The organism is Citrobacter sp. CF971, from assembly GCF_006385635.1.
In the GTDB taxonomy this organism is placed as follows: Bacteria; Pseudomonadota; Gammaproteobacteria; order Enterobacterales; family Enterobacteriaceae; genus Citrobacter; species Citrobacter freundii.
In genome coordinates this window covers 990,397-1,004,592 of record NZ_CP041051.1, presented here as the reverse complement: position 1 = coordinate 1,004,592, position 14,196 = coordinate 990,397, and the positions used below count along the sequence as shown (strand labels likewise).

General features: G+C 51.4%; 8 protein-coding genes and 1 pseudogene. All 9 read right to left on the bottom strand.

Going from position 1 to position 14,196, the window contains the following annotated elements; genetic code table 11:
• Window positions 1-14 precede the first annotated feature (14 nt).
• Complete coding sequence (fhuA, locus tag E6P06_RS08220; protein ID WP_139935110.1) at window positions 15-2,204, bottom strand: ferrichrome porin FhuA; 2,190 nt, start codon at window positions 2,202-2,204, stop codon at window positions 15-17.
• A 210-nt stretch (window positions 2,205-2,414) separates the two neighbouring features.
• A complete protein-coding gene (locus E6P06_RS08215) occupies window positions 2,415-3,416 on the bottom strand; it encodes a fimbrial protein (protein WP_233607115.1) in 1,002 nt (333 codons plus the stop codon).
• Between the two features lie 35 nt (window positions 3,417-3,451).
• Entirely contained in the window at window positions 3,452-5,935 is a 2,484-nt protein-coding gene (locus E6P06_RS08210; protein WP_139935109.1) for a fimbria/pilus outer membrane usher protein, read from the bottom strand.
• Between the two features lie 32 nt (window positions 5,936-5,967).
• Entirely contained in the window at window positions 5,968-6,327 is a 360-nt protein-coding gene (locus tag E6P06_RS08205; protein WP_246862894.1) for a molecular chaperone, read from the bottom strand.
• A 113-nt stretch (window positions 6,328-6,440) separates the two neighbouring features.
• Entirely contained in the window at window positions 6,441-7,421 is a 981-nt protein-coding gene (locus E6P06_RS08200) for an IS5-like element ISKpn26 family transposase (RefSeq protein ID WP_000019445.1), read from the bottom strand.
• 67 nt (window positions 7,422-7,488) lie between these two features.
• A pseudogene (locus tag E6P06_RS08195) lies at window positions 7,489-7,881 on the bottom strand (molecular chaperone); the annotation flags it as partial.
• A 50-nt stretch (window positions 7,882-7,931) separates the two neighbouring features.
• The gene (locus tag E6P06_RS08190; RefSeq protein ID WP_003837506.1) at window positions 7,932-8,474 is read right to left on the bottom strand and encodes a fimbrial protein; all 543 of its coding nucleotides are present in this window, start codon (window positions 8,472-8,474) and stop codon (window positions 7,932-7,934) included.
• A 564-nt stretch (window positions 8,475-9,038) separates the two neighbouring features.
• On the bottom strand, window positions 9,039-11,576 hold the full coding sequence (gene mrcB, locus E6P06_RS08180) for a bifunctional glycosyl transferase/transpeptidase (protein WP_003018611.1): 2,538 nt from the start codon (window positions 11,574-11,576) through the stop codon (window positions 9,039-9,041).
• 177 nt (window positions 11,577-11,753) lie between these two features.
• Entirely contained in the window at window positions 11,754-14,183 is a 2,430-nt protein-coding gene (gene hrpB, locus E6P06_RS08175; protein ID WP_168199041.1) for an ATP-dependent helicase HrpB, read from the bottom strand.
• Window positions 14,184-14,196 lie beyond the last annotated feature (13 nt).

Here is a 14,196-nt window from a genome sequence, read left to right as displayed (position 1 = left end):
GTGCCCAATAGAAATTAGAAACGGAAGGTTGCGGTTGCAACGACCTGACGTTCTGCGCCCCAGAAGCAGCCATAGGTCTGGAAGCAGCTGGCGACGTATTCACGATCAAGCAAGTTATTAACGTTAACCGCAATACTGGAGCCAGCCATACCGAAACGCGCTAAATCGTATTTTACAACAGCATCCATGACTGCTGCGCTACCCACCTTAAAGGTATTTGCTGGATCGCCATAGCTTGAACCAATAAAGCGCCCACCGGTACCCAGCGTCAGGCCAGATAACGGACCTTCATAGAAGGTGTAATCACCCCACAGAGAAGCCATTTGTTCTGGCACCTGCTCAGGTGTATTTCCCTTAAGATTGGTGTCTTTCGTGTATTCCGCATCGGTATAGGTATAAGACGCAGTCATGTTGATATTCGCGGTAAGCGCCGCTTTAGCTTCCAGTTCAACACCACGAGCACGGATTTCACCGGCAGGAACCTGAGCCAGTGGATTCGTTGGATCAGCAGTCAGATTATTGGTTTTCGTCAACTGATAAACCGCACCGGTGACGACAATCGGCAGATCTTTCGGTACATACTTAATCCCGGCTTCATACTGCTCGCCTTTGGACGGCTCATAGGAAACGCGTGGCACGCTCCACAAGTCAAATGAACTCGGTTCAAACGACTGACTGTAGCTGATATAGGGCGTAATCCCATTATCAAACAGGTAGTTTACACCACCACGCCAGGTGAACTGGTGATCATTACGCTCAATATATCCTTCCGTTGGCGTATAAGAGTTCTGGCGTATTGTTGTAGCTTGCTGAGACCAGTCGTAGCGACCGCCGACGGTAAACACCCACTTATTCCACTCAGCCTGATCCTGAACGTAGATACCAGTCTGTTTGGTTTCATTCATCTGATACGGTTCGGTATCACCAAATGCAAAATACTCAGGGTCATAGTTGCCGTTAAGATCAATGGGTGGCGCACTACCAAACGCAGCATTGATATCATTACGCATGCGCATGAAATCAACACCAGTTAACAAAGTATGTTCCACAGCACCGGTAGCAAATTTGCTTTCCAGTTGCGTATCGACGCTAAAGTTTTGCAGGCGCTCATCATCCACGACCGTTCCACGGTTCAATGTATGGCCATCGGAAGCGATCCCGGTGCCGTATACACTCTGCTGCGACGTCTTCATTTCAGTAAAGCGCAGGTTCTGGCGAACGGTAAATGTATCGTTAAAGCCATGCTCAAAGCTGTATCCCACCATTTTCTGATTGCGGGAATAAGTATTGTTTGAGGCACCTTCATTGAAATCAGTCGGCAAACGCTTGCCGTTTGGCAGCGGTTCAACGGTGCCTTCTTTTGGTAACCAACCGTAGTAACCTGTTTCCGGTTCGTTCTGGAAATAGGACAGGAACGTAAAGTTGGTTTTGTCATCAGGACGCCATGAGAAGGAAGGCGCGATCGTATAACGCTGTGATTCAGAACCCTGCTGCTGCTCATTTGTTGAGCGCGCCAGCCCGGTTAAACGGTAGGAAAATTCCCCGTTGTCATCCAGCGCATCACTAAAATCAAAACCGGTCTGGAACAAATTGTCCGACCCCATTTTGAACTGAATTTCTTTTAACGGCTCTGTGGTCGGGCGCTTGCTGACCATAGAGATGATGCCGCCAGGATTGCTCTTACCATAGAGTACAGACGTTGGGCCACGCATCAACTCAACACGTTCAAGCATGTAGGGATCAATAACCGCATCGTTATAGAAGTTACCCTGCAATTTCAGTCCATCCAGATAGTTATTCTGGCTCAGGCCGACGGAAGAGAAACCACGGATAATCACAAAATCATAGGTGTTAGATGCGCCACGACTGTTAACAGTCACACCAGGCGTATATCCCAGAGCCTCTTTCACCGACTGGAATTGATGCATTTGCATCTCTTCGTTGGTCACTACCGAAACAGACTGTGGTGTCTTTTCTATAGGCGTATCAGTCTTGGTCGCAGTGGCGGAACGCTTAGCAGCAATAGTCGGAGCTGGCCCCCATGCGCTTTCTTGTGTGGCAGGTGCTGCAGTTACGGTGATGGTTTCTTCTTTCGGGTCAACCGCCGCCTGTGCATAGACAGACATGCCGCTAACCGCTGTGGCTACCACTACTGCGATTTTACGCAGTGATGAACTTGGCTGAGCAGTTTTAAGACGCGCCATTGGTATTTCTCTGATGAAAGTGAATGATAACGTAAACGAGAATTATTATTATAACGGCAGCATAATATTCGAAACTCTGGCGAGATAGCAAGCAATACGCGCCCCTACTAAAACTGAGGGGTTAAGAAATAACCAGATGAAAAGAAAGGGTTAATAAATTAGGCTGGAATGTTAGAGCGCTGACAACCCGCCGCAGCGGGTCGCAAGGCGTTAGCGGTAAAAGACCTCAAAAGTCGCGACGGCGTCCACTTTCCCGGCTTTGACATTGCCGGTTTTGGCATAGCGTGCCTTCAGCGGAATTTCTGCCACTTCGTTAGCGCTGGTGCTGCTCACAGCGGTATAGGTTTGATCAAAACTCAGCACATTATTGTTCGTGTCCAGAATCTGGATACCGACACCGCTGGCAGAGCTGTCTCCACTGGCGATAGCCAAAATATTGCCATCCGTAACACCTGTCGAACCAGCACTGTTGAACTTATAATCGATTTGGGTACCTGCCCGACAATCAGAAATCTCGATTTTGAAACTGTTATCGGTGAGTACTTCTGAAAATTGACTGTCAAAGTTATCGACATTAATCGTCTTCAGCGGCACGTAGATATTTTTATCCTCCAGGTTACAGGTATTAGTCTGGATATGAATGCTGGTGGGAGATACCAATATCTGAGCTATCACATCATTACCCCACTTCTCTTGCGCTGTCAGCCGGGAGGTATCAAGATAACCATCCTCGACGTCGCCCGTCACAACCAACTGCATTGACGCATGGTACTTTGTATGAATACTGTTCCATCCGCTTGCTCCATAGCTATAAAAATGCATGGGTGTGACGATATCCTCAGAGGTAAAGGTAGGCGTTCGTTCTTCCGCTTCAGCCATGCGGATACCTATACCTGGAACGCTAGTCTGGTAAACGCCTTCCAGCACTCCATTGCGGGCATCGGCATCCGTTAACACCGCGTAACCTTTGTATTTGTTGCCAGTATTCTGGCAATCCATATCGATTTGGCCGCTCTCAATGCTTCCCTCATAAATAATCGTACCAACTGATACGTCAGGCTCCACAGTGATGCTTGCCGGTAGCTGAAAGGTCATTGCGCCATTTTCCGGGTGATTTCCGGTGCATGTGGCGGCATAAACAGGTGCCGCCGCTCCAGCTAAAATCAATATGATCAACATAGCCCTGAAAATGTTTTTGTTCCTTTTACTCATATCTGACAATTTCCGTATTCATAAGCCATCTTCCATTATTGGCAATTAACCGTAGCTGAGAGAATTCCCGTACCCATGTTCTCAGGTACGCTAACGCTGCCCGTACATTTCGTCTGTGCGGTATTTCCCCATTGCACCTCAATGCGCTGTGTTCCTTTTAGCCCAGTGACATACACTTCACCGTCGTCACCCACGATCGATGTCGTACCGTCCATACTTAACAGAGCACCAAAAGGAACCACGCTCTGACCATGTTTTAAGGTAAGTAATGCACGCTTACCTGAACGCGCCGTGAAGTCAGCCTTCAGGACGGCCCCTTTTGTCGGAACCACATCCAGAGAAGCATCCTGAATATCAATATCATCACGTCCCTGAGTATTCACAGTAATAGTATTACGGCGATAATTGGTTAAAGTTGGCACAATGGCATTGCCCCAATAATCGGTGTAAACCCCCCGGGAATTTTGTATTTTTACATTATCGCCATCGGTAATGTGCACAATGGCAAAAGCATCCTGAATGGATTGTACAAACGTTATTCCCTGCGAATGCGCAACAACGGAACCCTGGGCGCCATAGCCCCACTGTTTACTGTCTTTTTGATAACTGTAATTGGCGCTGAACTCGCCAACCGATGTCCGATACCGGGAAGAGAGATAGGCACCATAACCGACATCGTTATCGGTGTAGGTTTGCTGAAGGTTATAATTTAAATTGTTATCTTCCAGTAGCGTTCCACTGACGCCAACCTGATGTGCACTATTACCATTTTTTGAACTTGTCAGAGTATATGTTCCCCAGGCATTCGCCAGCCAACGCGAAAGAGGGACATTCATTGAGATAGAAAACTGCTGATCGTTAGTGGTTGATGGCGTTTTTGTCATGCTGTAATTCAGCGACCAGTTAACGCCCTGCCAACTGCTGCTGTAACCGAGACTCACGCTTCGTTCATGGCCTTCCATTCCCCAGTAATCTTGCTGATAAGCGTTGGCGTATACAGATCCCCAGCTCTGTAACGACTGAGAAAGATTAAGTTGCAGGCGGCTGCGACGGTTATAGCTATCGCGATAGCTATAGATGCTGTCATCGTCGTAGCTGTTATTACGCTGATCGAGAGCCTCCTGAAAGGTATAAAACCCGGAGGTGGAATAACGATAGCTGGCCAGCGTGACCGTGGTATTGGTTAACGGAAAATCTTTTGCGTACTGCGCGCGCCACGACTGGCCATTCGCATCCGCGCGTTCGTCGTCAAACGCGGTTCTCGCCGCCGTCAGATCCATCGACAGCGAACCAAAATCGCGTAAATCAGCTCCGATGCCGACCAGTCCGGCGCGATACATCGACGCGCCCTGCAGACCGCCGTAAGCGGTAATTCCGAAAGGTAAGCCATAAATTGCCGTAGCCTGGCTGAATTCCGGCTCCTCACCGTTATCAACATCGCGATATTTCCCGGCTGCCAGGCTGTACTTCAGCGCGCCTTCACGTTGCATAATCGGCACCGAGGAGCTGGCCTGAATAAAGCTGCGCTCTGTACCGTCGGCCTCCGTCACGGTGACTTCCAGATCCGCTCCTGCCGTCACCTGCGTTAAATCACGAATTTCAAACGGGCCAGGCGAGACGTTGGTCTGGTAGATGGTGTAACCGTTTTGCTTAATGGTGACTTTGGCATCGCTATTAGCAATCCCACGAACGACCGGGGCAAAGCCCTGTAATCCACTGGGCTGCATACTGGTATCGGTCTCCAGCTTAACGCCCGTCATCTGCACGCTATCGAACAGTTCGCCGTTAGTGTAGGTTTGCCCTATCTGAAGCTGGCTACGCAATGCTTTGACATCGCGTCCAAGCGTCGTATTAATAGATTGCCAACCATTATCACTCCCCCAATTGCTGGTGTTACGCAAACGCCAGGGGCCGATATTCATCCCTGAATTCAAACTTGCCCAGTTCGAAGCATTATTTTGACCTCTGGATTGTTGGTGCGATCCCGAAATATAGTAACTGGTCCATAGAGCCGGAATGCCGTCATCCCAGAAAGTGGGATTGCTTTCGCCCGAAATTTTGCGGTCGCGGTAGATCTGCGGAATACGTAATTGCAGCACCTGTGTTTCCGGATTGAAGTCATAGCGTCCATCCGCGATATATTCGCTAATATCACCCAGCCACGTATCTTCGTTAACATTATTTAATGCCGGAACCGTATCAACTTTAACGCCCAGTTCGCGCAGCTCCGCTTTGGTAAATTGCGGAATCAGTTTGCTGTTATCTTTTGAAAGGAGGTAATTTAAATTTCGTTTATCAATGCGATCCTGATCCCAAACAATCGACGTTAAATAACGCCCGGGGGATAAACCATTATGCTGTAAAAAAGCTTCAAGCGCCCCGGTATTCTCAAGTGGGGTTCCCGTTTCAAGTACACTGAGATTGAAATAATCATCAGCACAAACGGAACCACTCGCAGTCAATATAGCGAATGTCAGCGTATTGAGAGCAAAAAGCCGGGCAGTACGATGTGAAGGCATAAATGTCACCCCATAACTCATCGATAGCTGATTTACAGCGACTGTTTACGCTGTTCGGTTTCTGAGCCAAAATCATTAATTGCGGTCCAGACAACGTTGCCTTTTACTGCCGATGGCAGCGGAAAACGCTGCTCACCAAATGGAGCGACCATCATCGTTAATGCCGTCGGAGAGGACTGGTTTGTAGCCGGTTTAATCGCTTTTCCCGCCACAGAGATCTGTCCGAAGGTGACATAGAAGGGTGTGGGGTTTTTCACCACCAGTTGATTTTGATGGCGGCTAAATTGCAACGATTGCCAGGCCATTTTTGCCTCGTCTTCTGTCAATGAGGCCGGTCGATAAAACAGTTTTAATTTAGGGAAGGTGCGAATAAGCAGGTCATTTCTTCCCAAGCTGACTCGCTGATTAAAATTTCGCGGATCTGGGCCGATTTTTTTCCCGCAAACACATCGAATCAGCCTATTTAGGCTATTTTTTCCACCATTTCTGGCGTTATTTCCGGTTTTTACTGAGATCTCTCCCACTGACGTATCATTTGGTCCACCCGAAACAGGTTGGCCAGGGTGAATAACATCGCCAGTTGGTTATCGTTTTTCAGCAGCCCCTTGTATCTGGCTTTCACGAAGCCGAACTGCCGCTTGATGATGCGAAACGGGTGCTCCACCCTGGCACGGATGCTGGCTTTCATGTATTCGATGTTGATGGCCGTTTTGTTCTTGCGCGGATGCTGCTTCAAGGTTTTTACCTTGCCGGGACGCTCGGCGATCAGCCAGTCCACATCCACCTCGGCCAGCTCCTCGCGCTGTGGCGCTCCTTGGTAGCCGGCATCGGCTGAGACAAATTGCTCCTCTCCATGAAGCAGATTACCCAGCTGATTGAGGTCATGCTCGTTGGCCGCGGTGGTGACCAGGCTGTGGGTCAGGCCACTCTTGGCATCGACACCAATGTGGGCCTTCATGCCAAAGTGCCACTGATTGCCTTTCTTGGTCTGATGCATCTCCGGATCGCGTTGCTGCTCTTTGTTCTTGGTAGAGCTGGGTGCCTCAATGATGGTGGCATCCACCAAAGTGCCTTGGGTCATCATGACGCCTGCTTCGGCCAGCCAGCGATTGATGGTCTTGAACAATTGACGGGCCAGTTGATGCTGCTCGAGCAGGTGGCGGAAATTCATGATGGTGGTGCGATCCGGCAGGGCGCTATCCAGGGATAATCGGGCAAACAGGCGCATGGAGGCGATTTCGTACAGGGCATCTTCCATGGCACCGTCGCTCAGGTTGTACCAATGCTGCATGCAGTGAATACGCAGCATGGTCTCCAGCGGATAGGGCCGTCGGCCATTGCCCGCCTTGGGATAAAACGGCTCGATGACAGCGGTCATATTCTGCCATGGCAGAATCTGCTCCATGCGGGAGAGGAAAATCTCTTTTCGGGTCTGACGGCGCTTAGTGCTGAATTCACTATCGGCGAAGGTGAGTTGATGGCTCATGATGTCCCTCTGGGATGCGCTCCGGATGAATATGATGATCTCATATCAGGAACTTGTTCGCACCTTCCTTAGTTTTAATGGCAAATTGTAACGTGTTCTTGTCATGCAATTCTTCTGGGATCGCTGCAACAGATTTGATGTTCGCCATAAATAATGACTCACGATCCTGAGGCAGCGCCGATTTATTTCCGGTATAAACCACGTGTAGCAGCGTCTGGCGGTTTTCGTCCAATTTGTAAATTGGCGGTGTCATAATAAATGGCGCTTTGCTGTCATCAATATTACTGACCCAGCTCTGCACCAGATAACGTTTATCATTATCTTTATTTTTTAAAGCAATCTGTACTTCAGATTGGTTAGCCGGATATATAGTTCGTGTGCCACCCACTACTACGCCAGCTTGAACCGAATTTAATCCCGAGGTTAATATAAGTATTAATGCTGTGATAAGTCGTTTCATCTTTCCATTCCATTGAAATACTGGCCCTGCCTGGGCCAGGTTTATGATGATTAACGATAAAGCAGAGTATAGGTCGCTTGTGCGGTATAATCACCGGTAGTTGGTAAAGTGCTACCAACCTGGATAACCTCAGCTTTATAATTAAAAACCACGCTCTCGCCGTTAGTCTTATTCAGTGCCGCTTCAGGATCTGAGCCATCAAATTTCACGTAGTTGCTGCTCCCTTCAGGAAGCATACGTACCCCGAGGTTCTGCGCAGTCCCTGTCGCCTGCAAGACTTCATCGTCGTATCCGGCAATACGCGTCCCATCAAATTTGATATTGAGGTTGGCAACCGCAGCATCACATTCTGTCAGCGTAATCGCAAAAGATTGCGTGTCGCCGACTTTTTTATCTTCGCCAAACGCAGTTTGAGAAAGGTTGTTAAACGTCACAGTACCGTTTGTCGCTGTACCATTTACATCAACCACGCAACTATCGGGAAGAATTTTCCCATTAAACGTTACCGTCCCGGTATCAACGGCAAAAGCAGATGTTGCTACAGTTGCCATTGCACTACTGACAAGCAACGAGATGATAATTTTTTTGCACATAACGTATTCCTTACATATGTTCACAAAAATCAATGAAGAGAAAAGTTAACACAGAGGGGAAATAGACAATGGCTGGAGAAGTGCTGGAATATAAATCCAACAACATCATAGATATAATATATCTTTATCAACTCATTCAGTTTTAAACATTCCCTTGTGTCATCTATTCTACGTACCATAATGAATAAAAGCTAATCAACGCATTCACCAAAATTAAAGAAACAACACACAACATCTTGTTTTAGCAGAACAATTTATGAAAACAATATTTTCTTAATGGTGATTTAAGCCAGCATGAACATATTCATAAAAACAATATTACTCACATATGAATACGGGCAGACAATAAAAAAATGCAGAAAAAATAGAATAAAATCAACCAACCGATGATATATACACAAAAATAATATATTGAATTTATGATTAAACGGAAAATATAGGCAGGAAACACCATCACTGTTCACCCTATCCTGAGCTTACAATACAGACCGCAATGCGAATACCACAAGAGGGAGAATTCCCCCACATCAGCAGGCACCGATGCGGGGGAGGACAGCTAAAAAATCAGTTACCGCCAAACATATCTTTTATCCAACCAGCCACGCCATCGCTGTCTTTCTTCTCTTGCTGCGGCGGTTGCTGCTGTTGAGGCTGCTGCTGCGGCTGTTGAGAAGATTGATCGAACGGATTCCCCGACTGCTGCAGCATTTCACCCTGCTGACACAGCGAATCAGGATCGGTGGTCCATACCGGAAGCGTGCGCATCCCGCCACTACAAACGAAGTTACCGTCGTAGTCTACGCCCATATCCACCACATCCTCCGGTGGCGTCAGCACCAGCGGTGTTGGCGTCTGGTTAGCCAGATAACGCTGATAAATCGACATCGCGCCGCTGGCACCGTACAGCTTGGTTGGCTGGTTGTTATCGCGGCCCACCCAGGTGATGGTCACCTGGCTGCCGTCGATCCCGGCAAACCAGGTATCCACGTTGTTGTTGGTGGTCCCGGTTTTCCCTGCCAGATGCAAGCCAGGATATTTCGCGCCAAGCTGACGACCCGTACCACGCTGAACCACCTGCTGCATGGTCCACAGCGTCATATACGCCGCCTGCGCCGGAACGGCACGCTCAGCCTGCGGGAAGCTCTGGTACAGCACGGTACCATCTTCGGCAATCACCGAACGCAGCGCCGACAACGGCGCACGGTTCCCGCCGCTGGCGATAGTCTGGAACGCCTGTGCTACTTCGATTGGCGTCAGGTTCAACGCCCCCAGCAGCATGGCCGGAACCGGGTTAAGCTGATCTTTCGGCGCGCCCAGTTTCAACCAGGTATCGGTTACCGCAGGCAAGCCCAGCGCCATCCCCAGATTTACCGTCGGTACGTTCATGGAGCGGGTTAACGCATCCACCAGCATCACTCTTCCGCTTTCGCTATAGCGACGGTCATCGTTCTGCGGTGACCACACCTGGCCGTTCGGCTGGCGCAGCGCAATCGGCGCATCAGCAATCCAGGTATTCAGGCGGTAAAGCTTCGGCTGGCTGAGCGCAGTCAGATAGGTCGCCGGCTTCGCCAGAGAACCAATCGAACGACGCGCCTGCATCGCACGGTTATAGCCCGCGAACTGCGGCTCTGCCCCGCCAACCATGGCGCGAACTTCGCCACTGAATCGGTCAACCACCACAATCGCGGTTTCCAGATCGCTCAGCTTACGCTGTTTCTTCAGCACCGGAATGCCTTCCACCGCCGCTTTTTCCGCAGCGTCCTGCGCCACGGAATCAAAGGTGGTGAAAATTTTCACGCCGGAGAGATCTTTAACTTTATCGCCGAGTTTCGCCTGTAGCTCCTGACGCACCATCTGCATAAAGGCAGGCTGTGGCGAGATCACTCCACCACGCGGCTGTACGCCTAAAGGACGCGCGCTCAGCATGTCATACAGATCCTGATCGATGATCTGCTGCTGTTGCAGCAAACGCAGCACGAGGTTACGACGCTCCAGCGCCAGCTTCGGGTTACGCCATGGGTTATAGATTGACGCCCCTTTAACCATCCCCACCAGCAACGCCTGCTGGTCGAGACTCAGTTCTTCCACCGGACGACCGAAATAATAGAGGCTTGCCAGCGGGAAGCCGCGAATTTCATTATCGCCGCTTTGACCGAGATAGACTTCGTTCATGTACAGCTCAAGAATGCGATCTTTGCTGTAACGCGCATCCATCAGCAGCGCCATGTAGGCTTCGTTGGCCTTACGCCAGTAAGAACGTTCGCTGGACAGGAACAGGTTCTTCACCAGTTGCTGAGTCAGCGTACTCGCCCCCTGCACCGTGCGACCGGCCGTCAGGTTGGCCAGCACCGCACGACCAATCGAGTAGAGGCTGACGCCATCATGCTCATAGAAGTGACGGTCTTCGGTTGCCAGCAGCGTATCTACCAGCAGATCCGGGAATCCACTGCGCGGGACAAACAGGCGCTGCTCGCCGTTAGGTGAAGAGAGCATGGTAATCAGGCGTGGATCGAGACGGAAGAAACCGAACTGGCGGTTGTTATCCATATTCTCGATAGTGTCCAGATGATCGCCATCAAAGGTCAGACGTGCGCGCACCTGCCCTTCTTTACTGTCCGGGAAGTCAAACGGACGACGAATCATCTCAATGCTCTTCGCCTGTACGGTGAATTCGCCCGGACGCGTCATCTTCGAGACCTGACGATACTGCGTGGCCTCCAGCAGCTTCACCATCTCGTTCTTGCCGATGGGCATTTCTGGCTCAAGGTTAACCATGCGGCCATATACTGCCGCCGGAAGCTGCCAGACTTTACCGTCGATACGGCTACGGATTTTTTGGTCCAGATAGACGCCGTAAATGGCGATCAGCACCAAAAAAACAATCGACAGTTTTACCAGCAGCCAGAACCAGCCGCGTTTACCACGAGGCTTACGCCCTTTGCCTTTACCCTTACGCGGCATCGGTTCTTCATCCTCATAGTCATCATCATCATAATCGTCGTCATACTCTTCATCTCTGAGTTGACGACGGCTCACCTTTTGTTTCACCGGACGTGAGGGTTTCCCTTTACGTCCAATTGGCTCGCGGTCATTCCCCGCCATGCTTTTTCTCCGCAACATTCAGGCGCAAAGGCCCGATTCTCTGTTCTTCCGTCCTGCGACAGAAGAAGAAATCTCTCAATTTTCAGCTATATTTATGCCGGATGGCGGCGTAAAACGCCTTATCCGGCCTACGTTCGCCCTGATAAGCGCAGCGCCATCAGGCAACCACGCATACAGCTATGAATACTTTTTGGTGCGCCGCGTTGGCGCGGTATTCGCCGGATCGTCCGGCCAGACATGTTTGGGGTAACGCCCTTTCATCTCTTTTTGCACCTCGCGGTACGATCCCTGCCAGAACGCACTCAAATCACTCGTCACCTGTAGCGGTCTTTGGGCCGGAGACAACAGCTCGAGTACCAGCGGCACGCGTCCCTGGGCGATAGTCGGGGTGTTTGCTTCACCAAACATTTCCTGCATCCGAACGGCCAATACCGGAGGATTATCCTCATGATAGCGAATAGCAATCCGGCTTCCCGTCGGCACAGTGTAATGCGCCGGCAGTTCACTATCCAGACGTTGCAGCATTGACCAGTCCAGCAAACCGCGCAATGCCTGACCCACATTGAGTGCTTTTAACGCGCGTAAAGAGTGCACACCGCTCATGTGTGGCAACAGCCAGCGCTCCAGCGTCTTCAGCAGAGAATCCTCATCTACCGCAGGCCAGTCGTACTCCGGTAACCAGTTTGCTGCACATTGCAAACGCAGCCGAAACTGCTCGGCCTCCGGCGTCCAGTTGAGCACACTTAGCCCTTTATCGCGAATACCATTCAGCATGGCCTGGTGTAGTTCCTCTTCCGAGGGCTTGGCCAGCGGCTGTACTTTTACCGTCAACTGGCCGATACGCGACCGACGCAGTGCCTTTAATGTTCCCTGGGCTTCATCCCATTCGATGGTGTCGGACTGTTGCAGCAGTTCAGGACACGTCTGCATCAACGCTTCAATATCCAGCGGCAACGCTAACAAAATACGCGCATCTGGCGATGCGCTACCCTGCAGTAACAGCGGCGCTATCAGCCACTCATGGCGCCCCAGGGCGTCATCGGCATCCAGCATCGCGCCCATGCCGTTGGCCAGTTGATAGCGCCCTTCTTGTCCACGTCGACGGGCGACCCGATCGGCAAACGCCTGTGCCAGCAACGAGGGGAGCAACGCGCTGTCGGGCTGCCCACTGCGAACGTTAAGCCGTTTCAGCAACTGTTGACTACGCTGTTGCCAGGCGGGCTGATTTCGTGAAAACGCCACAGCCAAATCGGTACTGCCCCCGCGCGGCGGCTCCTCCAGAATTGCGGCCAGTTTTGCCGCCGATGCCGCTTCATCGTCACTGTTGGCGCTAACCAGCATAGCCGCTAAACGGGGGTCGTTACTCAACGCCGCCATTTTCTGCCCCGTGACGCTGAGCCTGTCGCCCTCAAGCGCACCCAGCATCTGCAACAGCCGTTTTGCCGCCTGCAGGTTAATAGCGGGCGGCGTATCCAGCCAGTTCAGTTGCTCAGGATCGGTACATCCCCATTGCAGCAGCTCCATCAGTAGTCCGGACAGATCGCTCTGTAATATCTCAGGCTCTCCCTGCGCCGCCGCTCTTTCCGCCTGCTCTTTGGCAAGCAAATGTAGGCAGATACCTGGCTCCAGACGACCAGCTCGCCCGGCTCGCTGTGTCATCGATGCCTGGCTAATGCGCTGGGTAATCAACCGCGTTAAACCGGTACGCGCGTCATAGCGCGCCACGCGCTCCTGGGCGCAATCCACCACCAACCGGATGCCTTCAATCGTTAAGCTGGTTTCGGCAATATTGGTCGCCAGCACCACTTTGCGCTTACCTTGCGGCGCGGGCAAAATCGCCTGACGCTGCTCAGCCAGCGTCAACGCGCCGTACAACGGACATAACACAACATCGCCGCCCACACGCGTTGCCAGTTGTTCCTGCACACGCAGGATTTCCCCAACGCCCGGTAAAAACAGCAGCAGCGACCCGCTTTCATGGCGCAGTAGCTCCGCCGTGGCTATCGCCACCGCTTCGTCAAAACGCAGATGTGCCGCCAGCGGCTGATACCGTCGCTCGACGGGGAATGTGCGGCCTTCAGAGATAATCATGGGCGCATCGGGCAATAACTGCTGCAAGCGCCCGCTATCGAGCGTTGCGGACATGATCAATAGTTTCAGATCGTCACGCAGCCCTTGCTGCACATCCAGTAACAGCGCCAGCGCCAGGTCGGCCTGTAAACTCCGCTCGTGAAATTCGTCGAGGATCACCAACCCAACGCCAGCCAGCTCAGGATCGCGCTGGATCATGCGCGTCAGGACGCCTTCCGTCACCACTTCCAGCCGGGTCTGCGACCCCACGCAGCTTTGCGCGCGCATGCGATAACCCACGGTCTCACCGGGCTTTTCGTTCAGCAACTCCGCCAACCGCTGCGCCACGTTGCGTGCCGCCAGACGACGCGGCTCCAGCAAAATAATCCGCCCCTTAATGCCACCATGTTCAAGCAGTCGCAACGGCAGCCAGGTCGATTTCCCGGCACCGGTCGGCGCGGTCAGCAGCACCTGCGTCGAGGCATCAAGGGCGGTAAGCAGTTCAGGCACTACGGCGGCAACGGGCAACGACGTCACAAATAGCTCCAGA

What these genes read in the sequence shown, in the direction of transcription:
- fhuA (WP_139935110.1), bottom strand. Translation starts at nt 2,204, where the DNA reads ATGGCGCGTCTTAAAACTGCTCAGCCAAGTTCATCACTGCGTAAAATC.
- E6P06_RS08215 (WP_233607115.1), bottom strand. Translation starts at nt 3,416, where the DNA reads ATGAGTAAAAGGAACAAAAACATTTTCAGGGCTATGTTGATCATATTG.
- E6P06_RS08210 (WP_139935109.1), bottom strand. Translation starts at nt 5,935, where the DNA reads ATGCCTTCACATCGTACTGCCCGGCTTTTTGCTCTCAATACGCTGACA.
- E6P06_RS08200 (WP_000019445.1), bottom strand. Translation starts at nt 7,421, where the DNA reads ATGAGCCATCAACTCACCTTCGCCGATAGTGAATTCAGCACTAAGCGC.
- E6P06_RS08190 (WP_003837506.1), bottom strand. Translation starts at nt 8,474, where the DNA reads ATGTGCAAAAAAATTATCATCTCGTTGCTTGTCAGTAGTGCAATGGCA.
- mrcB (WP_003018611.1), bottom strand. Translation starts at nt 11,576, where the DNA reads ATGGCGGGGAATGACCGCGAGCCAATTGGACGTAAAGGGAAACCCTCA.